The following is an 18,355-nucleotide window of genomic DNA, read 5'->3' as shown; positions in this document are numbered from 1 at the left end:
GTACGAGCGACGTTGGCCGACTCTCGCCGTTATCTCTCCGATGCTCGCAGGCCAAAGCGATGTTGATGCAGCGCAAGGCGTTGGCGATCAGCAGTGAGGAGATATCGACCCCATCATCGATGCCGAGCCAGTCCCATCTGCATTGCTCGCGCGCCCGCGATCGGTGCATTCAACGCCGGCGCGTGTCACGGAAGCGCCGCGTGCTCTTGGCGTTGCTCAAGTTATCCTGCGGCCGTGCCGATGGACAGTTTGTACAGACAATTCGATGGAAGCACTTCCGCGCGGAACGCCATTCTGGTCGCTACAGTCGCCGGCTCGACCAGTTCAATCACGGACGGGGAGCAATCGACGGCACGATGACCGCCGATGGCTTGTTTTTTCCAATCGATAGGCCGCTTGTCTTTCTGAATCCGCATCGCTTGGCCGGCCACTAACGTAGCTCGCAACGTGTCCAGCGCGTACGGGGCAAGGCGCGTGCCATGGATACCGACGCCCACGCGCAACTGGTCGAGTGAGCTCGCGACGCGGGCCGATTCATCCCGATCGGCTGTACCTGGCCGTGACGCGACTTTTTCGCGATCGCGCAGTGTGAGGTTCGCAGCACGCTGCAGGCCGTTCGCGGGGTGAATGTCCGCACTGGCGAGCGGCTGGAGCCTCGAAAGCGTGCGCAATTTCGTGGGGCGCGATTCGATCGACACCACGTCGGTCTACGCAACGGCGAAGCTCGGTCGGCAGTACTGCGAAGCCGATACCTTTCTGCGGCTGCGGCTGCCGATGCCGGCCAGCCCACCTCCCGCCGCATCAGGGCGGGAGTAACCGAAAAGCGTGATTGATCACTCGTCCCGCTGATTCGAATCCGGCGGGTACGGTCCCGGTTCACGTCACGTTCTATATTGCGCCGAAGCGGGCAGGGGGCGGGGATATGGACGGGTACGGGCCCGCATTTCGCACACGAAAATCCGCGAAGAACAAAAAAAAAACCGCGCCCGAGGAGGCGTCGGGCGCGGCAACAGGCTTCAAGACCACACAATCCGAGGAGACCCGAGGGAGTCCCTATCGCTTGCGTGGCAAACGATAGCCCGGACTGCAAAGCAATGTTATAGCCGGGCGAGCGGGGCATTGTGAACATATGTGATGGCATCGCACTTCGGGCTGACATGAGGTCCTCGCCCCCGGTCTCAGGTGCCGCGACTCAGCCGCGCGTGATATTTCGCTGCCTCACGACGCATCCGCGCTTCATCCGGCGGCACCTGAATCGACATCGTGCCGAGCGACGCGTGCCCCAGCGTGCGATGACGCACTGGCTGCTCGCATGTACACAACAATCCGTAGACCGAAACACCAGCCGCGCCCCTCGAGCGCGATGTCCGTGCTTAGTGACGGTCCGTCGCGTGGTGGTGGTGATGACGATGGTGATGATGCATATTTGCCGCACTCGCAGCGCCGGCAAATGCGAAGGCCACAGCAGCAATGACGGTCATTTTCAGCAGTTTCATGGCAAAGGTCTCCCGCGGGTTGATCGATTGGACACGAACGTGTGTCTGATCAATCAACGATTCGTCGCCAACGGTCGTTGACGTAAAACGTCCGCGTGACAAATGTTGTCAATACACGCTGGTACGGCACTCTCGACGTATGCGCATGCTGCTTGCCGGTGGGCGCTCTTCCCGATCGTACGCGCGATATTCCAGGCTTGTGAATCGAAAGCACGGAAGGCGCAACGCGCTGGATGAAGGTGTTCAGCCTCAAAGGCATGCCCGAAGCCCTGACAGTCGTGACAGTCGTGACAAGAAGCATCCCCATGACGCAGCTCAGGAGCTTTCTCGGACAATAAGTTCAAAACCAGTATCGACTATCGGCTCAACCACCCGTTCTCCCCGAATCATCGCAAGTAGCATGAGTGCAGCACGACGGCCTATTTCAGCGCGAGGTGTGCGAATCGTGGTAAGGCGCGGGACCGTATACGCGGATCCTGGCAGATCGTTGAAACCGACCATCGCGACTTTCTGTGGCACCGGCACGCCGCGACGCAATGCTTCGAGAAGCGCGCCATGCGCCAAATCGTCGTTGCCGAAAAAGATGCCGTCGACGTCAGGGTGTCGCTCCATGATCTGCGCAAACATCTCGCAGCCAAGGCCGATCGACGAGGGAGTGGGCGACAGGAATTCCAGCTTCGCGTCATACATGCCAGCTTTTTGCAGCGCGCGACGAAAACCTTCGCCTCGCTGCATGATCCGCGGATCGAGCTGAGCAGCCACGAACGCGTTTCGACGACGGCCACGTGCAATCAGATGCTCTGCCGCAATCTGGCCAGCCCCCGTCTGTACAAAGCCGACACAATGTACGCCGGGACCGTGCGAGATTTCCATCATGTGAACATATGGCACGCCGCTCGTGTCGATCAGGCGACTAGCGACTTCCGTGCGCTCCGAACCGGTCAAGATCATTCCGCTCGGGGCAGAGGCGAGGTAGCGCCTGATCAGATCTTCCTCGGCATCGCACGCATAGTGCGTGTTGCCGATCAGGATCTCGAAGCCTTCGGGCCTGAGTATCGTATGGATCGACTCCAGTACGTCGACGAACACAAGATTGGACAAGGATGGAACAAGCACCACGACGGCCTCGCTACGCGCGGAAGCGAGTGCCCGGGCTGCTGTATTGGTCGCATAGCCGAGTTCCTTCGCTGCATCACGGACCCGCTGCACCAGGTCCAACCCGACGGTTTTGACGTCGCGAAGTGCGCGGGACGCAGTGATCGTGCTTACACCGGCTCGGCGCGCCACCTCCTCCAGCGTTGGACGGCCGGTGCCTCGTGTTTTCCGGTCGGTCATATTTTCAGAAATATCTCGTATTCCGTCCGTGCGTAACTGATCTTGATTCGCTGAAGTCGGTCGGAATCAGTGGATGCAAGCGCGTCAGGCCAAGATCGAGGCGCTGCCTGGAGGCAGCCGCGACAGGTACGCCAGTTTGCCGCTGGTTATCGAACATTTCGATTGACTCGCCGATGGCGCGCTTGGCCTCGCATGTGGTGTGGCGAGGTAACGATGATAGATCAGTTCACTCTTGAGTCAACCCCAAATCGATCGGCGCGCTATCGCCACAGTTGCCGCGGCGACAGCCGAACTCGCTGTAGAGCTTCTGATACACGTTCAAAAAAAAGCTGGCCGCCCCTCGCCAGGGCGGCCAGATGATCCGGATGTTTCCCGAATCTCAAGTGCGAGGAAGCTTGCGTCTCAGATACCTATGTTCAAGAAGCAAGGCTACGAGCGTTCAACTTGATGGAGCGGATCAACTTCGAGTCGCCGGCGGACGTACCTACGTAAATCGAATACGTGCCCTCCGGGATACGCCACAGATGGCTCTGATTGTCGAACTTCGCCAGCAAACGCGGATCGACATCGATCGAAATCTTCGTCGTTTCCCCGGCCTTCAGATCGACCTTCTTGAATCCGCCGAGTCGCCTGGGTTCGTTCGCGGCGGAAGGCAGTCCGATATAAACCTGGGCCACTTCCTTTCCGTTACGGCTACCCGTGTTTGCCAGATCGAATGTTACGGTCAGTCCGGTGGTGTTTTCTCGCACGCTCGCGTTCGAATACGCGAATGTCGTATAAGACAAACCAAAACCAAACGGGAAGAGCGGTACCTGACGAGTCTTTTCATACCACTTATAGCCAATCGAAGCGCCTTCGATGTCGTAATCGACCGCAGCATCCGGTGCGATTTTCGGTCGAGGCAATTGCGCAACGCTAGCAGGGAAGGTTATCGGCAAGCGGCCGGACGGGTTGACGTCGCCATACAACACGTTCGCAATCGCTTCGCCGCCTCTCGCGCCCGGATACCACGCCTCAAGCACGGCACTTACCTTCGACAGCCATGGCATAAGAACCGGGTTGCCGGTCTCCAGCACAACAATCGTGTGGTGATTTGCGGCCGCCACCTGCTCGATCAATTCATTCTGGGCATCGGGCAGAAGAAGATCACTTGCGTTATCGATAGATTCGGCACTCCACTGGTGTGCAAACACGATCGCGACATCGGCATGCTTCGCGAGTTCCGCCGCCTTTGCGGGATCAGCGCCGTCGTCGTAGGTCACGCGGCCCTCGCCCTGCACTTTTGCGTGGATCGCCTTGAGCGGTGACGAAGGATCATAGATCACCGGATTCGGAAAGCTGAAGCCGCCCAGTGCCGCGGCCGGGCCTCCGACCGGCCATACCTGCGAGGACCCGCCCCCCGAAAGCACGCCGGCATCTGCATGTGAACCGATTACCGCGATCGACTGACTGCCGGCTAGCGGCAGCTGCTTCGAGGCATTCTTCAGCAGAACGATACCCTCCTCCGCATCAGCCTGCGCGATCGCCGCATCGGCTGCCACGTCGAGCGGGCGTAGAACCGGCGGATTTTCCATCACCCCCTTTGCGAACATCGTGCGCAAGATTCGATGGACCATGTCCTTCAGTCGGCTTTCCGGCACGGTACCAGCGCTCAGCGCCTGCTTCAGCGTTTCACCAAAAAACGGACCACCGTTGTCCTTGTCGAACGATTCACCCGATTCCTGATCGAGCCCGCTCACCGCATCCTTGACGTCGTGCACTGCTCCCCAGTCCGACATCACGTAACCCTTGAAGTGCCAGTCGCCTTTCAGGATCCCGTTCAGCAACATGTCGTTTGAACACGCCCAGACGGTATTGATCTTGTTATACGAGCACATCACGGAACCCGGATCGCCCTTTTCAACAGCAAGCTGGAACGCGAGCAGATCCGATTCGCGCGCGGCCGCCCAGTCGATGTTCGAGCTTACCTTGAACCGATTGGCTTCCTGGTCGTTCAGCGCGAAGTGTTTGACCGTCGCGATCACGTGCCGACTCTGGGTGCCGGCAATCGCCGAACCGGACATCGTACCGGCCAGCAGCGGGTCTTCGCCTGCATATTCGAAATTGCGGCCATTGCGCGGATCGCGCGCGAGATTCGTCCCGCCGCCAAGCAATACGTTCGAACCCACCCGGTGCGCTTCCTCACCAATCATCGCCCCGCCATCGAACGCACGTTGCGGATTCCACGTAGCCGCAGTCGTCAGCCCCGAAGGCATCGGCGTCGCCGCGCCCGTGTCGACACCACGGACCGGTAGCCCGGTCGTCTTGTCGAGCAACGACCGGATGCCGAGGCCTGCGTCGGACTCGACCTGATCCGGAATCCCGAGGCGCGGGATCCCTGCGATGATGCCGGACGGCAGTAGCGGGCTTTTTGCGAAGCGCCCATAGAGCCCGTGCACCAGTTGAATCATGTCGTCCCGCGACATCTTCGCGATCAACGCGTCGGCCCGCTGATCGGGAGTTGCTCCGGTATCGACGCTCGCAGACGACGAAGCATGAGCCACGGATGCACAAAAAGCGAAAGCGAGAACGGCAATCGCCCTGGGCTTGAATGGATTTCCTTTTGGTACGGTTCGTTCATTTTTCACGCTAGATGTCTCCTTGAATATCGACGACGGGTGCATTAGAACTTGTGCAGGATGCCCGCGATCGCGGTGGTCTGAACGCCCGTCGAAGAAGGATTCGACAAGCCATTGATCCATGCCGCCCCACCACTACCGTGCATGTAGATAACGTTCAAATACAGATCCGTGCGCTTGGAGAGGGAGTAGCTCACATTACCGCCAATCTGATGATATTTCGCATTGCCGCCGACCGACTGGTGCACGGTCGTGAAGTCGTAACCCACGCCAAGCTGCCAGACCGGCGTCGCCCAGTATTGCGCGCTCGCCTCGTAGTTCGAGAAGTCCAGACTGTTGCCAACGAGCGAGAAATTCGATTGCGTGTGCAACAATGCGACGCTCAAAGCGCCGACCGTGTAGCCACCGCCGACGCCCCAGATCTGCTGGCGCTGCACGTTTGAAACAACCGAAGTCGGGAAGTAATTGTCGGACGGGATCGCCCCTGTCGTGTTCAGCGCGGGCTTGCTGAGCAGTGCATAGGCCGCGTCAATGCGCAACGGGCCATTCAGATATTGCGCACCGACGCTCCAGCTGCGGTTGTCCGCCGCGCCGGGGCTGTTCGAAAAGGCGTACAGGGCTTCGGCTTGCAACCCCTTGATGCGCGGTGAAGTGTATTTGATCGAATTGTCGGATCGGAACGTGTTGTTCAGGTCGTCGTTGTCGTAGAGGATGTTTCCGTACTGGGTGTATGCACCAACGCCGTCGTTGGACAAATAGTCTTGAACCGGATTGAATTGACGCCCCGCCGTAACGCTGCCCCATCTATCACTGTTGAGACCGACCCATGCACCGCGCCCAAACAGTCTGCCACCCTGCTTCAAGGCGCCGCTGTACGTGTCGTAGCCATTCTCCAGGCGGAAAATGGCGCTCAGGCCGCCACCGAGGTCTTCAGTTCCCTTGAATCCCAAACGCGACCCCTGCTGATTTCCCGCAGTGGCCTGCACGAGACTTTTTCCGCCCTGATTGCTCGTGTAGGTAAAACCGCTATCGATGATCCCATAAATCGTTACGCTGCTCTGAGCCTGCGCGACGTTGACTCCGGCACTGGCCAGCACGAAGAGCGACGCCCCAGCTGCGCGCCCAGCCCATTGCAAGGGCGAAAGCTTGCCGGCGGCATCCGATGTTTTCATGCGACCATCACGATTATTTCGCATACCGAATGATTTAGCTTTCATTTTATCTCCTCTCATTGGATTTTCTCCGATTTGATTCACTGCCGTCGATGGACTGGAACTACGTTCACACCCCTCCAGAGAAGGGCGGAATAGGTTATACAAGCGTTGAGAGGACCATGATGAGAACGATCGCAACGACGGAGACGATGGTCTCCATCACCGTCCAGGTCTTGAAGGTCTCGACGACGCTCATATTGAAGTACTGCTTGACAAGCCAGAATCCCGCGTCGTTCACGTGCGACAGGATCAGCGAACCGGCACCGGTCGCCAGAACCAGAAGTTCACGATTCACACCGGGGACCATTGCAACAACGGGCGCGACAATACCAGCGCCAGTGATCGTCGCCACCGTCGCGGACCCCGTCGCAATTCGAATCATGGCCGCAACAAACCATGCGAGCAGGATGGGAGACATATGTGCCTGCACCGCCATCTGGCCAATCGCGTCGCCGACGCCGCTCGCGACAAGCATTTGTTTGAATCCGCCGCCAGCGCCGATGATCAGAATGATTGCCGCCACGGGCCCGAGACTGGAGTCGACGAACTTCAGAATCTGCCTGGAATCGAAGCCGCGTGCGATGCCGAACGTGTACAGAGATACCAGCAATGCCAGCAGCAACGCAGTAATCGGATGGCCGATCATGTCCAGCCAGGCACGCAAACCGCTATCTGCATGGAGGCTGATGTCTGCGAATGTCTTGATCAGCATCAGCAATACCGGCAGCAATGCGGTGAAGATCGTCACCGCAAACCCAGGCAGGTTTTTCGATTCGGATTCCTTAGCAAGTTGATCAAGCAATTCTCGAGACGCCGAGCCCTGAACGTATCTCGCGACGAACGAACCGTAAAGCGGACCCGCTATGATTGCCGTCGGCAAGCCGACGATCAGCCCGTAAAAGATGGTCTTGCCGATGTCGGCGCCGAACAGGCCGATCGCAAGCAGAGGACCGGGGTGAGGGGGCACGAGGCCGTGGACGACCGACAGACCCGCGAGCAGCGGGATGCCGACCTTGATCAGCGGCACGCCGGTGCGTCGCGCAACGATGAAGACGAGCGGGATCAGCAGGACGAATCCAATCTCGAAAAAGAGCGGGATGCCGACTAGAAACGCAGCGCACATCATGGCCCACTGCACCCGCTCCTTGCCGAACGCATTGATCAGGGTACGAGCGATGCGATCTGCTCCGCCCGACTCGGCCATCATCTTGCCGAGCATGGTGCCGAGTCCGAGAACGATGCCCACGAAGCCCAGCACGCCTCCAAAGCCATCCTGGAAGGACTGCACGATCTTTGCGACCGGCATCCCGGAAATCAGGCCAAGGAATCCGGACGCGAGTGTCAGCGCGACGAATGGGTGAATCCTGAAGCGGGTGATCAATAGAATCAGTCCGACGATCGCGATCAGGGCGTCGATCAGCAGATGAGCGCTGCCTGCTACGTTATGCATAGTGTCTCCATTGTTGTAGTGCCCGCTGTTCCTCTGAGTGGATGCGGTGATAAGACTGCAGAGATATCTGCTATCTCACGCGGCCAAGCGAATGTCGCCAGGGACGAGATCGCCCAACCACTTCGCCCTAGACGGGTGATGCCGGAACGCGGCGATGCCGCGTTGGCGGCGAACGTCCAGGATTCGGCGGCGTAGTCGGCAAATTCCGCGGCAACACCCACAACTACCCCAGATACCGTTTCGTTCACGGAAGCCGTCACCCGTCAAAAGATAGCGCTATCTCAAGAACACAAATTAAAGCGCATCTCGCAGTTGCGTGCCGCACCTCCTGTCACGATAAATGTCGTCGCCGCAAGTCATACCGCTCATACGCCCCTCAAATTAGTAGTAATCCTAATTTACTGAACGAATGGAATTGCTCGCTGGTTACCACCCATCGCCCGTCTGCTGGCGATCAAGCACAACATCTCAGCGTCACACCACCGATGATATCGAGTTCCGCGCGATTCAATGTCACAGTTTGTGAACTATTGGTTGACAAGCTGCGCTTGGCGTTTCATGAGGGTCGGGATGTGTGCCGGTGGATATGCGTGTTGCATCACAAGGACACGCATACGTCTCCAGAATACTGGGTCGCGGCCGAGGGTGCCGCCGCATTTCCACGCGCGACGGCCGTTCACGCTGATCGCTACGATCTGAACTCCTCGGCCGACAATGTCCTTCAAGCGATTGCGCTGGCGCCTGATCGTCGATTTGACAATTGTTCAGCCCGCTTGATACCACTGCGTACACTTTCCGAATAGCATTGGAGAGGTGAGGGCCAATCCTGCTCACACGCACCTGGCCCGGCCGCAGCACCGACTTCTGCACCTGTTGCGCCGCTTGCTGATGTCAATGCCTGGTCAGTCATGGATGATGACGACGAGTCCGCCGGCTCGCCGTTCATCCACCCTGGTCTTTCCACGCCCAATGCAGTTGCGTCTGGCGCCATGTGAGATCGAGTCCACCTCTACACATCAACTCTTGATTCAATTCATCATCTTGAATTTTCGCTATCCTAATCTTGTATTTATCATATATTTCTCCGCAGCCACGCTTTCGGGTTGTCATTGTGTCCCGGTAGATCAGCATTCCATTACATCACCATTATCTAAAACTCAATCGAGCGAAAATCAACCCGAGATTGTTAGTTCGAGTCCGATCGAGCCAGAACCGCAACCGGTTAAATCGGCAGTGTCCGCGACATTCCATCAACAGGAGATTACGTCGCAGTACGAAAAGATATCCAACGGACGTCGCCCTTCGGACGGTGAACAAGGCAAGCCCACGGCGTCGACTGCCCTCTATCAGCAGGGGATTGCGTCATGGTATGGAAAGGCATTCATCGGGCATCGCACTGCAAGCGGTGAGCGGCTCAACATGAATGCCATGACGGCAGCACACAGAACGTTGCCTCTGGGTTCGTATGTCCGCGTCACACTGGCTAGCACCGGAAAATCCGTCATCGTTCGTATTAACGATCGTGGCCCGTTTAACTTTCATCGAATCATCGACCTGTCGTACGCCGCCGCATCAGCGCTCGGTATCCGGAGAACAGGTACTGCCCGCGTGGCGATCACGCAGCTGTGACCTGCTGCCGATCCAATCGGGCATCGCCTCGGAGCTCGACACGGACATCGTCAGGACCATCACTTCGACCCATCCGTGCATTTTTTGGACAGGCGCGTGGGTCTGCAGCCGAGCCGATAGCAGATGAGAGGAGGTACTGCGATGCTGAAGATTGACGAAACGCTTCCGGTGGGAGCGCGCATTATTACCCTGATGTCGGACGGGGGTGAGTGGACTGTCAAGAAACTGAGGCAACCGCTCGGCCTAACGACCATTCAAGTGCGCCGAGCAATACGCACGTTGGCCATAAATGGAATCGTCAGCGTTACTCGCTGCCTTATTGCGTCCCACGAGAACGTCTACAAGCTCGCTGGCATCGAAACGACCGGCGATGCGGCGGCGCTTGCGGAGATGGCCCGGCCGGTCGTCACCGCCGAGTAGCGCGACGGACTCCGCAAGGTTTCGCGGGATCTGCTGATACGGGCGCTGGTCTCGTTTGGCCAGCGTGTGGAAATCGTGGTGCGGCCTGCGAGTGACTCGCGCCCGGCAGGCATCATGGTGACCTGCTGACGGCCCGCGAGGCTGACAGAAAGGAAGGTGTGGCGGCTGCAGGCGAAGCGGCTTTGGCGCCACACCCATTCAATCTGACGTGGCCGAGCAGGAGACGCGTGACGCACGGCTCAAGGCCGCAACAACACCATCACGCGCCCCGACACGCGCTGAAGCTTGATCCAGCCCGTATCAGCCGTGAACCGCAGTTGCTGCAACGGAAAATCGAAACCCACCTTCTGTGCGGCGCTGACCACCGCATCGGCGATCCAGCGGATCGGTTCCTTCCCCTCGTCGGGGCACAGCGACTACACCGGACGACGCCGGCGTAGTCGCCCCCCCTTACGCGACGGCCTTCACCGCCGGCTGCGCGGCAAAGAACGTCGCCTGCGCCGCTTCGTCCGCGCGCACATATGCGCGGTTGATGCCGCTGATCACCGCGCGGATCGACGCGGTCGTCAGGTTCGCGTCGATGCCCACGCCGAACGCGCTGCCGCGCACGCCCGAACCGGCCAGCTCCGCGATCGCGATCGCCTTCGCGTCGGCGCCCTGCGACAACGCGCGTTCCTCGTAGTGCTGGATCCGCAGCGGCGTGCGCAGCGCGTGCATCAGCGCGTCGAGCGGGCCGTTGCCTTCGCCGCGCAGCACACGGCGCTCGCCGTGCACGTCGGCAGTCAGCACGATCGTCTCGCGGCCGTCGCGTTCCGACAGTTCATGGCCGACATAATGCAGCGGCGCATCCCCCTCGACGTATTCCTGCTGGAACAGCGACCAGATCTGCGCGCTCGTCACCTCGTGCCCGCTGTCGTCGGTCAGGCGCTGCACGGCCGCGCTGAAGTCGACCTGCAGGCGACGCGGCAGCGCGACGCCATAACCCTGTTCGAGCAGGTACGCGATGCCGCCCTTGCCCGACTGGCTGTTCACGCGAATGATCGAATCGTATGTGCGGCCCAGGTCGCTCGGATCGATCGGCAGGTACGGCATTTCCCACACGGCATCGGGTTTCTGCACCGCGAAGCCCTTCTTGATCGCGTCCTGGTGCGAGCCGGAGAACGCGGTGAACACGAGGTCGCCGACGTACGGATGACGCGGATGGATCGGCAACTGCGTGCACTCCTCGGACGTGCGCGCGACCTCGTTGATCTGCGAGAAATCGAGGCCCGGATCGACGCCCTGCGTGTACAGGTTCAGCGCGAGCGTCACGAGATCGACGTTGCCGGTACGCTCGCCGTTGCCGAACAGGCAGCCTTCGATGCGGTCGGCGCCGGCCATCACCGCGAGTTCGGCCGCCGCAACCGCGGTGCCGCGGTCGTTGTGCGGATGCACGGACAGGATCAGCGCATCGCGCCGCGCGAGGTTGCGGTGCATCCACTCGATCTGGTCCGCGTAGAAATTCGGCGTGCCGACTTCGACGGTCGCCGGCAGGTTCACGATCGCCTTGCGCTCGGGCGTCGGCTGCCATACGTCGAAGACGGCATCGCAGACTTCCTTCGCGAAATCGAGCTCAGTGGCCGTGAAGGTTTCGGGGCTGTATTGCAGCGTGAACTGCGTATCGGTCGCGGCGTCCGCGCAGCGCTTGATCGTGCGCGCGGCGTTCACCGCGAGCTGCTTCACGCCGTCGCGGTCGAGCCCGAACACGATCTTGCGGAATTCCGGCGCGGTCGCGTTGTACAGGTGCACGATCGCGCGCTTCGCGCCGCGCAGCGATTCGAAGGTGCGCTCGATCAGGTCGTCGCGCGCCTGCGTGAGCACCTCGATCGTCACGTCGTCGGGAATGTGGCCGCCTTCGATCAGTTCGCGCACGAAGTTGAAGTCGGTTTCGGACGCCGACGGGAACGCCACCTCGATTTCCTTGAAACCGATCGCGACCAGCGTCTTGAACATCCGCATCTTGCGCGTCGCATCCATCGGCTCGAACAGCGCCTGGTTGCCGTCGCGCAGGTCGGTGCTCATCCAGATCGGCGCGTGCGTGATGGTGCGCGACGGCCATGTGCGGTTCGGCAGGTTGACGGGCGTGAACGGTCGGTACTTCGTCGCGGGGTTCTTCAGCATCATGATGTTCGGTCCTCGGTCGGTTTGTCGGGAAACCGCGGCGCGGCGGCCATCGGCCATGGAGGCCGGCTGCGCGCGCAGCGTTGAAAACGGCAAAAAAGCGGCACAACGGCAAAGCGGTACGGCGAACGACAGCCTTGACGGTTGAGCGACCGGGACGGAGCGGAGCGATACGGAAGAAAGACGAACTCAAGCGCCGGTCGACAACCGGGGCCAGGTCGGTGATACGGGGGAAATCTGGCGCTTCAGGAAAGAAGCAGATGGAAAGCGCGCAGCCGCAGACCCAGCCCGGAGAAACGGGCTAGTAGTCGTAGCGAGAAGAGGGGCTGGGCGGCTTGCATGGCCGGAATCAAATCACAGGGTGGCCGGGGCTGTCAACGGGGTGCGCGTGAATCGCGCGGCCGCGATGCCTGCAGAATCAGTCCAGTCCGATAGGCGGCGGCCTGTCGCGTCGCTATGCTGCACGGGTGCGGCGCCGGTGAAGTCCTATTCATGTTCGGAGTGAGTCGGTCAACAATCTTCGCCGGTCGCCGCACACCTTCCGTTTGCGATCAAGCTTCGGCGTGGGCGTTCGGTGGTGGCCGGTGGGCGCGGCCGTGACAGAGATGCTGATGTTGAAACGAACGCTGCCATATGCGAACACCGAACGCTCGCCCCGAAGCCCGATTGTCCCCGCCTCTCCCGATCCGCCTGCGCGATCGCGCATCGTTCATCAAATCGATACACGAATCGATATAGTTTCATGAATATATCGAAACACCACCATTAATCACATTTCATTAAATCGATTTACGTTGATTTTCGATTTATTGAACAATAACCATTCTCAATAGAATATTTTTTTATTTATTTTTCGACATGCTTGTCGAACCGCGTTTCAAACGGAAAACGTTTGCACAACGCGGCGAGACGCCCTACCACTGTTCTTCAGGAGGAAGCATGGCTGATTCTCAAACGTCATCCAATCGCGCCGGCGAATTTTCGATTCCGCCGAATACCGATTTCCGCGCGATTTTCTTCGCGAATGCCGCTGAACAACAGCACATCAAGCTGTTCATCGGTGACAGCAAGGAACCCGCCGCGTATCACAAGCTGACGACGCGCGACGGCACCCGCGAAGCCACGCTGAATTCCGGAAACGGCAAGATCCGTTTCGAAGTGACGGTGAACGGCAAGCCGTCGGCCACCGACGCGCGCCTCGCGCCGATCAACGGCAAGAAATCGGACGGTTCGCCGTACACGGTCAATTTCGGGATCGTCGTGTCGGAGGATGGCCACGACAGCGACTACAACGACGGCATCGTCGTGCTGCAATGGCCGATCGGCTGATCGGTTGATCGACCAGCGGATCGCTCCGCCGATCCGCTCACGACCGACGGGCAGCCTCCTGTCGCACCGCCCGGCGGTTCTGCATCGCATCGAGAAGCAACGCAATCGAAACCCGTTTCGCCTTCAGGAAACCACGATGCCTATCCTTTCAGCTTCGATCACCAGTGCGCCCGTCCTCACGTCCGAAACTTACGTCGACATCCCGGGCCTGCATCTCGACCTCGCGAAAGAGAACATTCGCGACGGCAAGCTGCTCGTCACGCTCAACGTGCCGACGCCGTACGCCACTGGCGACAACTATCCCGGCATCTATTTCGCGATCACGACCGACAAGGGCATCGTCGCCGACGGCTGCTTCACGCACTCGGAAAAAGCCCCGGCAACCAGCGGCCGCTCGCCGTTCACGCTCGTCGTAGCTATCGACGCCGGCAGCGACGTCACGTTCGTGAAAGGCCAGTGGAAAAGCGTGCGCGGCAGCACGATGCATATCGATTCGTTCGCGAGCCTTTCCGCGATCGGCGAGACGGCCGCGCAATCGTCGCAGCAGGGCGGCGGTAATCAGGGCGCCGAAACGGGCAGCGGCGGCAGCGGAACCGGCGGCGCCGGCAACATCGGCGGTGGCGGCGGCGAACGCGACGGCACGTTCAATCTCCCGGCCAACATCAAGTTCGGCGTCACCGCGCTCGCGAACGCGGCGAACGAGCAGACGATCGACATCTACATCGACGACAACCCGAAACCGGCCGCCACGTTCAAGGGCGCCGGCTCGCACGACGAGAACCTCGGCACGAAGGTGCTCGACTCGGGCAAGGGACACGTGCGTGTGATCGTGACGGTGAACGGCAAGCCGTCGCGGCTCGGCTCGCGGCAGGTCGACATCTTCAAGAAGTCGTACTTCGGGATCGTCGGATCGGAAGACGGCACGGACGACGATTACAACGACGGCATCGTGTTCCTGAACTGGCCGCTGGGCTGAGCCACGGCAGGCGCCAACTCAGCGTCACGGCGCGGCATGTATTGCGCGCCGTTATCGATACCGCAATGGCGACGCGGTCGACCACCCATTGCGATTCGTTCTGGCAGTCACGGCTGCCCACGCTTCGCTCCGCGCGCGGCACGGCGAAACCGATTCGCCGGCCGCGTAACGCGAGACATTCCATTACGACGAGGACGACATGACACAACCCTTTACCCATGACGACCTGTACGCGCTTCTGCAACTCGCCGGCAACGACGCGCTCGCCGTGCAGGCCGGCGGCGACCAGGCCATGCTCGACCGGATGCGCCAGTTCATGACCGCGCAACTCGTGGAAAAGCTGCCGCAATACGACGTGTTCGTGCATATCTCCACCGTGCCGTACAGCTTCGACATCAGCAGCTGGATGAACAAGGTCAAGACCGACTCGACGGGAAAGGTCGACGCCTGCACGGTGACCTGGGCCGGCGCGCCCGGCGTGCTGCCCGGCGCCGCCGCGAAGTTCGGCATCGGCGCCGTGGTCACGTACTTCGCCAAGGCGACGGCACAGCCCCAACCCGCGCAGCCCGACCCCGCGACGAGCGGCGGCGGCGAACGCGACGGCCTCTTCAACCTGCCGCCGAACATCGCGTTCGGCGTGACGGCGCTCGTCAACTCGTCTGCGCAGCAGACGATCGAGGTCTTCGTCGACGACAATCCGAAACCGGCCGCGACCTTCCAGGGCGCCGGCACGCAGGACGCGAACCTGAACACGCAGATCGTGAACTCCGGCAAGGGGAAGGTGCGCGTGGCCGTGACGGCGAACGGCAAGCCGTCGAAGATCGGCTCGCGTCAGGTCGACATCTTCAAGAAGACCTACTTCGGGCTGGTCGGTTCTGAGGATGGCGCGGACGGCGACTACAACGACGGTATCGCGATCCTGAACTGGCCGCTCGGCTGAGCAACTCAATCCTGCCGACCCTCGCCACGCCGCCCGGCGTGGCGATTTGCTTCAGCGCTCCCGCTGCGCCACGTCGCGCACCGCAAGAACGATCAAATGCCCCAGCCGCCGATACCATATAGTCCGCCCGACACCTTCATTGGAACGCTATGGATCCGGTTGGAAAAGCACTCTGGTTCATCGAAACCGAACTGGACAGGGAACTGACACTCGACAGGATTTCGGCCGATTGCGACATGACGCGCTTCGGCTTTTCACGCCTGTTCTCGATGAATACCGGTTGGCCGGTGATGCGCTATGTCCGGTCGAGACGGCTGACGCGTGCGGCGCGAACCTTGGCGCAAGGCGCACCGGACATCCTTCCCGTGGCGCTCGATGCCGGATATGGCTCCCATGAGGCGTTTACGCGCGCCTTCCGCGATCTCTTCGGCGTCACGCCGGAAGCGGTGCGGGCCCGGCGCACTCTCGACGGGTTGTCTCTTGTGGAGCCGTTTCGCATGAAAGAATTGAAAATCATCGCCGTGACACCATCACGCTTCGAAGTCACCGAAAAGCAGCTGATCGCGGGCATGAGCAGCCGCTATACCTTCGAAACCAATGAAGGGATTCCGGCGCTCTGGCAGGCCTTTATCCCGTACATCGGCCACATCCCCGGCCAGGTCGGCGGCGAAACTTATGGCGTGTGCTGCAACCCGGATTCGGATGGCAGCTTCGAATACATCGCCGGCGTGGAGGTCAAGCATCGCGACCGGTTGCCCGCGCCATTTCGCTGCGTCGAGCTCGAACCGCAACGCTATGCGGTCTTCGAACACAGCGGGCACATCTCGACGCTTCACCAGACCTTCTACAGCATCTGGAACGGCTGGCTGCCGACGTCGGGATTCAAGGCGGTGGACGCGCCCGAGTTCGAACGCTACAGCGAGGACTACGATCCGGTGACGGGTACCGGCGTGCTTGAAATCTGGTTGCCTGTCCAGGAAAAATCCGCGTGAGCGGTCTGCGCCGAACGACGCGCAGCACGTTCACGCGCAGATAAGGCGTCCAGCTCACGCCGTTCGCATCGAACGCATATCGCAGCCGCGCACCGATCCGGCCGCGGAACGTGTTGCCGTTGTTCCATGCGATGTTCGACACGCCGTCGTTGAAACGATCGCGCGACAGCCTTGCCACACGATCTGCGCCTGCGGTTCGAGCGTCAGCCCGTAGCCGAGCGCGACCGGCAACCCTGCCTCGACCGATGCCGTTCGTCGCGTCGTTGTCGTTCGAATATCAGCCCGCGTGCGGCGCGACAGCCGTCGACATCGCGACCGGCGTCGACCACGCGGCCGACGCCAGTTGCGTGCGCGCGGCATGCGCTACGCGGTTGAACGCCACGCGCCGCTCGCCCTTCAGCTTCGCCGCACTGGCCGCCTGCACCAGCGCAACCGGATCGACGAGACGCGTATGGCGCCGGACTTCGAAGTGCAGATGCGGGCCGGTCGCGGTCCCCGTACTGCCGACGGCGCCGACCCGTTGGCCGCGCGCGACGCGCATGCCGGTTCGCAGCGTCGGCTCGAATACCGACAGGTGCGCGTAATACGACGCATAACCGCCGTCATGACGAATCACCACGTACTTGCCGTAGCCGCGCGGCTCGGTGCCGATGAACGTCACGACGCCGCGCTCCGACGCATGAACGGCACGGCCTGCCGGCGCGGCCAGATCGACGCCGGAATGCACGTGACGCGCGCCGGTTACGGGATGCACGCGCGCGCCGAACTGCGAGCTGATCCGCTTGGCGGCGACCGGCATCGCGAACCGCGCGCCTGCGAGCGGTATGCCGTCGAAGTCGTAATACGCGCCCGACGAGCCTGCGTCGGGCGCGAACCACACCCCCGCGACGTGCTGGCCGCGAAACCGGATGTCGAGCGCCGTCACGCGCACGCCGCCTGGCAGTGCCGCGTCGGCGTCCGGTCCGAATGTCACACGGAAGGTGTCGCCGATCACGCCGCGCTGCTTCGGATCGATGCGCCCGACCAGCATGCGGGTGATCTGCGCGGCAACGCCGGCCGGCAGTTCGGCGCGCGCCAGCGACGCTTGCAGGCTGCCGTCGATTGCGCCGGCTCGCGTGCCGCGATCGGGCTGCGCGAGCATGAACGGCTCTGCGGAAGCCAAATTGACCGCACGCAACTCGAACGCCGTTTGCGTACCCATCTCGGGCAACGGCGAAGAAAGACCGTAGTCAAACCGCGACGCATATCCGCGTTCGACCGCACCGCGCGCCGCATCGCACAGCACGCGATAGGCCACGCATGCGCCGAAGCGTGCAACGGGGTCGTTGCGATCGGTGCCCGTCATCGGGTGCGAAGCATGCGATGCGGACGCGACATCGAGCGGCGCGGCCGCCGATGCACGCAAGCCGCCCCACGTCGTGCGCGCGGAACTGAAAAAAGGCACGTCGACAAGGTCGGTCGTTTTCGCAGCCACGGAGGCGAACGGCGCGGCATCGTGAGCCGCCTGCGCCGCCGCACCGTGTGCGCCAGCCACGCCGGCCGTCGCGATGACACCGCACAGCAGCGCGCGGCGAATCGGCAAGCACGTGACGCCGCGCCGGGCGGTCTGACCTTGTTCGCGTGCGAGACGGAAACGCAGGTCGAACCGCATGACGTCGTCACTCGCTATCAATGAATAATCGGGAGGGATCCGGGTATCGCGGAGGAACTGGCGTCGCGATCCGGCAACTTGAAAGCGAGTGTATCGGCGTGCCTGAAACGGCTAAATAGGACCAATCTTATTTTCCTGAGCCTGC

14 protein-coding genes and 1 pseudogene are annotated in these 18,355 nt (G+C 61.1%); 6 read left to right on the top strand and 9 right to left on the bottom strand.

The window, feature by feature from the left end:
- Window positions 1–221: 221 nt before the first annotated feature.
- The 6 genes from VL15_RS41690 to VL15_RS03065 all read right to left on the bottom strand — a co-directional run bounded on the left by VL15_RS41690 (window position 222) and on the right by VL15_RS03065 (window position 8,113).
- Window positions 222–701, bottom strand: a complete 480-nt coding sequence (locus VL15_RS41690) for a hypothetical protein (RefSeq protein WP_155420106.1) — start codon at window positions 699–701, stop codon at window positions 222–224.
- Window positions 702–1,373: 672 nt separating this feature from the next.
- Window positions 1,374–1,496 (bottom strand): hypothetical protein, encoded by a 123-nt coding sequence (locus tag VL15_RS43550; protein ID WP_268991154.1) that lies wholly within the window; start codon window positions 1,494–1,496, stop codon window positions 1,374–1,376.
- A gap of 315 nt (window positions 1,497–1,811) precedes the next feature.
- Window positions 1,812–2,831 (bottom strand): LacI family DNA-binding transcriptional regulator, encoded by a 1,020-nt coding sequence (locus tag VL15_RS03080; protein WP_048243053.1) that lies wholly within the window; start codon window positions 2,829–2,831, stop codon window positions 1,812–1,814.
- A 416-nt stretch (window positions 2,832–3,247) separates the two neighbouring features.
- A complete protein-coding gene (locus VL15_RS03075) occupies window positions 3,248–5,572 on the bottom strand; it encodes a beta-glucosidase family protein (RefSeq protein WP_155420105.1) in 2,325 nt (774 codons plus the stop codon).
- Window positions 5,494–6,666 carry a porin gene (locus tag VL15_RS03070; RefSeq protein ID WP_230684321.1) on the bottom strand — a complete coding sequence of 391 codons (1,173 nt, stop codon included), beginning with the start codon at window positions 6,664–6,666 and terminating at the stop codon, window positions 5,494–5,496. Before VL15_RS03070 ends, VL15_RS03075 begins: the two co-directional genes overlap by 79 nt.
- 94 nt (window positions 6,667–6,760) lie before the next feature.
- Window positions 6,761–8,113: a GntP family permease gene (locus tag VL15_RS03065; protein WP_048243050.1), complete on the bottom strand. Its 1,353-nt coding sequence runs from the start codon at window positions 8,111–8,113 to the stop codon at window positions 6,761–6,763.
- A 1,347-nt stretch (window positions 8,114–9,460) separates the two neighbouring features.
- Between VL15_RS03065 and VL15_RS43050 the strand changes: the two are divergent.
- Window positions 9,461–9,742 (top strand): annotated as a pseudogene (locus VL15_RS43050) (septal ring lytic transglycosylase RlpA family protein); the annotation flags it as partial.
- 141 nt (window positions 9,743–9,883) lie between these two features.
- Entirely contained in the window at window positions 9,884–10,162 is a 279-nt protein-coding gene (locus tag VL15_RS03060) for a hypothetical protein (RefSeq protein ID WP_048243049.1), read from the top strand.
- A 450-nt stretch (window positions 10,163–10,612) separates the two neighbouring features.
- Here the strand turns inward: VL15_RS03060 and leuA are convergent, their stop codons facing one another.
- Window positions 10,613–12,322 (bottom strand): 2-isopropylmalate synthase, encoded by a 1,710-nt coding sequence (gene leuA / locus VL15_RS03050; protein ID WP_048243104.1) that lies wholly within the window; start codon window positions 12,320–12,322, stop codon window positions 10,613–10,615.
- Between the two features lie 939 nt (window positions 12,323–13,261).
- Between leuA and VL15_RS03045 the strand changes: the two genes are divergently transcribed.
- From VL15_RS03045 to VL15_RS03030, 4 genes are all read left to right on the top strand, one after another.
- Entirely contained in the window at window positions 13,262–13,651 is a 390-nt protein-coding gene (locus tag VL15_RS03045; protein WP_048243048.1) for a fucose-binding lectin II, read from the top strand.
- Between the two features lie 136 nt (window positions 13,652–13,787).
- Window positions 13,788–14,627, top strand: a complete 840-nt coding sequence (locus VL15_RS39030; protein WP_053077569.1) for a fucose-binding lectin II — start codon at window positions 13,788–13,790, stop codon at window positions 14,625–14,627.
- Window positions 14,628–14,826: 199 nt separating this feature from the next.
- Window positions 14,827–15,567 carry a fucose-binding lectin II gene (locus VL15_RS03035; RefSeq protein WP_048243047.1) on the top strand — a complete coding sequence of 247 codons (741 nt, stop codon included), beginning with the start codon at window positions 14,827–14,829 and terminating at the stop codon, window positions 15,565–15,567.
- Between the two features lie 149 nt (window positions 15,568–15,716).
- Window positions 15,717–16,559, top strand: coding sequence for an AraC family transcriptional regulator (locus VL15_RS03030; RefSeq protein ID WP_048243046.1), 843 nt, complete (start codon window positions 15,717–15,719; stop codon window positions 16,557–16,559).
- Here VL15_RS03030 and VL15_RS43665 read toward each other — a convergent pair.
- Window positions 16,450–16,701 carry an autotransporter outer membrane beta-barrel domain-containing protein gene (locus VL15_RS43665; protein WP_329955927.1) on the bottom strand — a complete coding sequence of 84 codons (252 nt, stop codon included), beginning with the start codon at window positions 16,699–16,701 and terminating at the stop codon, window positions 16,450–16,452. The two genes, VL15_RS03030 and VL15_RS43665, sit on opposite strands and share 110 nt — an antisense overlap.
- A gap of 135 nt (window positions 16,702–16,836) precedes the next feature.
- Window positions 16,837–18,210 (bottom strand): M23 family metallopeptidase, encoded by a 1,374-nt coding sequence (locus tag VL15_RS03025; protein ID WP_048243045.1) that lies wholly within the window; start codon window positions 18,208–18,210, stop codon window positions 16,837–16,839.
- Window positions 18,211–18,355: the final 145 nt, after the last annotated feature.

Origin of the sequence: Burkholderia cepacia (genome assembly GCF_001039005.1) — a bacterium.
Lineage (GTDB): Bacteria > Pseudomonadota > Gammaproteobacteria > Burkholderiales > Burkholderiaceae > Burkholderia > Burkholderia theae.
The sequence above is the reverse complement of the archived record's forward strand: the minus strand, read 5'-3'. Positions and strand labels throughout refer to the sequence as shown.

Excerpts from the sequence above, each read along its gene's own strand:
- VL15_RS43550 (WP_268991154.1), bottom strand. The coding sequence starts at position 1,496 with ATGAAACTGCTGAAAATGACCGTCATTGCTGCTGTGGCCTTCGCATTT.
- VL15_RS03080 (WP_048243053.1), bottom strand. The coding sequence starts at position 2,831 with ATGACCGACCGGAAAACACGAGGCACCGGCCGTCCAACGCTGGAGGAG.
- VL15_RS03075 (WP_155420105.1), bottom strand. The coding sequence starts at position 5,572 with ATGGATCAATGGCTTGTCGAATCCTTCTTCGACGGGCGTTCAGACCAC.
- VL15_RS03070 (WP_230684321.1), bottom strand. The coding sequence starts at position 6,666 with ATGAAAGCTAAATCATTCGGTATGCGAAATAATCGTGATGGTCGCATG.
- VL15_RS03065 (WP_048243050.1), bottom strand. The coding sequence starts at position 8,113 with ATGCATAACGTAGCAGGCAGCGCTCATCTGCTGATCGACGCCCTGATC.
- VL15_RS03060 (WP_048243049.1), top strand. The coding sequence starts at position 9,884 with ATGCTGAAGATTGACGAAACGCTTCCGGTGGGAGCGCGCATTATTACC.
- leuA (WP_048243104.1), bottom strand. The coding sequence starts at position 12,322 with ATGCTGAAGAACCCCGCGACGAAGTACCGACCGTTCACGCCCGTCAAC.
- VL15_RS03045 (WP_048243048.1), top strand. The coding sequence starts at position 13,262 with ATGGCTGATTCTCAAACGTCATCCAATCGCGCCGGCGAATTTTCGATT.
- VL15_RS39030 (WP_053077569.1), top strand. The coding sequence starts at position 13,788 with ATGCCTATCCTTTCAGCTTCGATCACCAGTGCGCCCGTCCTCACGTCC.
- VL15_RS03035 (WP_048243047.1), top strand. The coding sequence starts at position 14,827 with ATGACACAACCCTTTACCCATGACGACCTGTACGCGCTTCTGCAACTC.
- VL15_RS03030 (WP_048243046.1), top strand. The coding sequence starts at position 15,717 with ATGGATCCGGTTGGAAAAGCACTCTGGTTCATCGAAACCGAACTGGAC.
- VL15_RS03025 (WP_048243045.1), bottom strand. The coding sequence starts at position 18,210 with ATGCGGTTCGACCTGCGTTTCCGTCTCGCACGCGAACAAGGTCAGACC.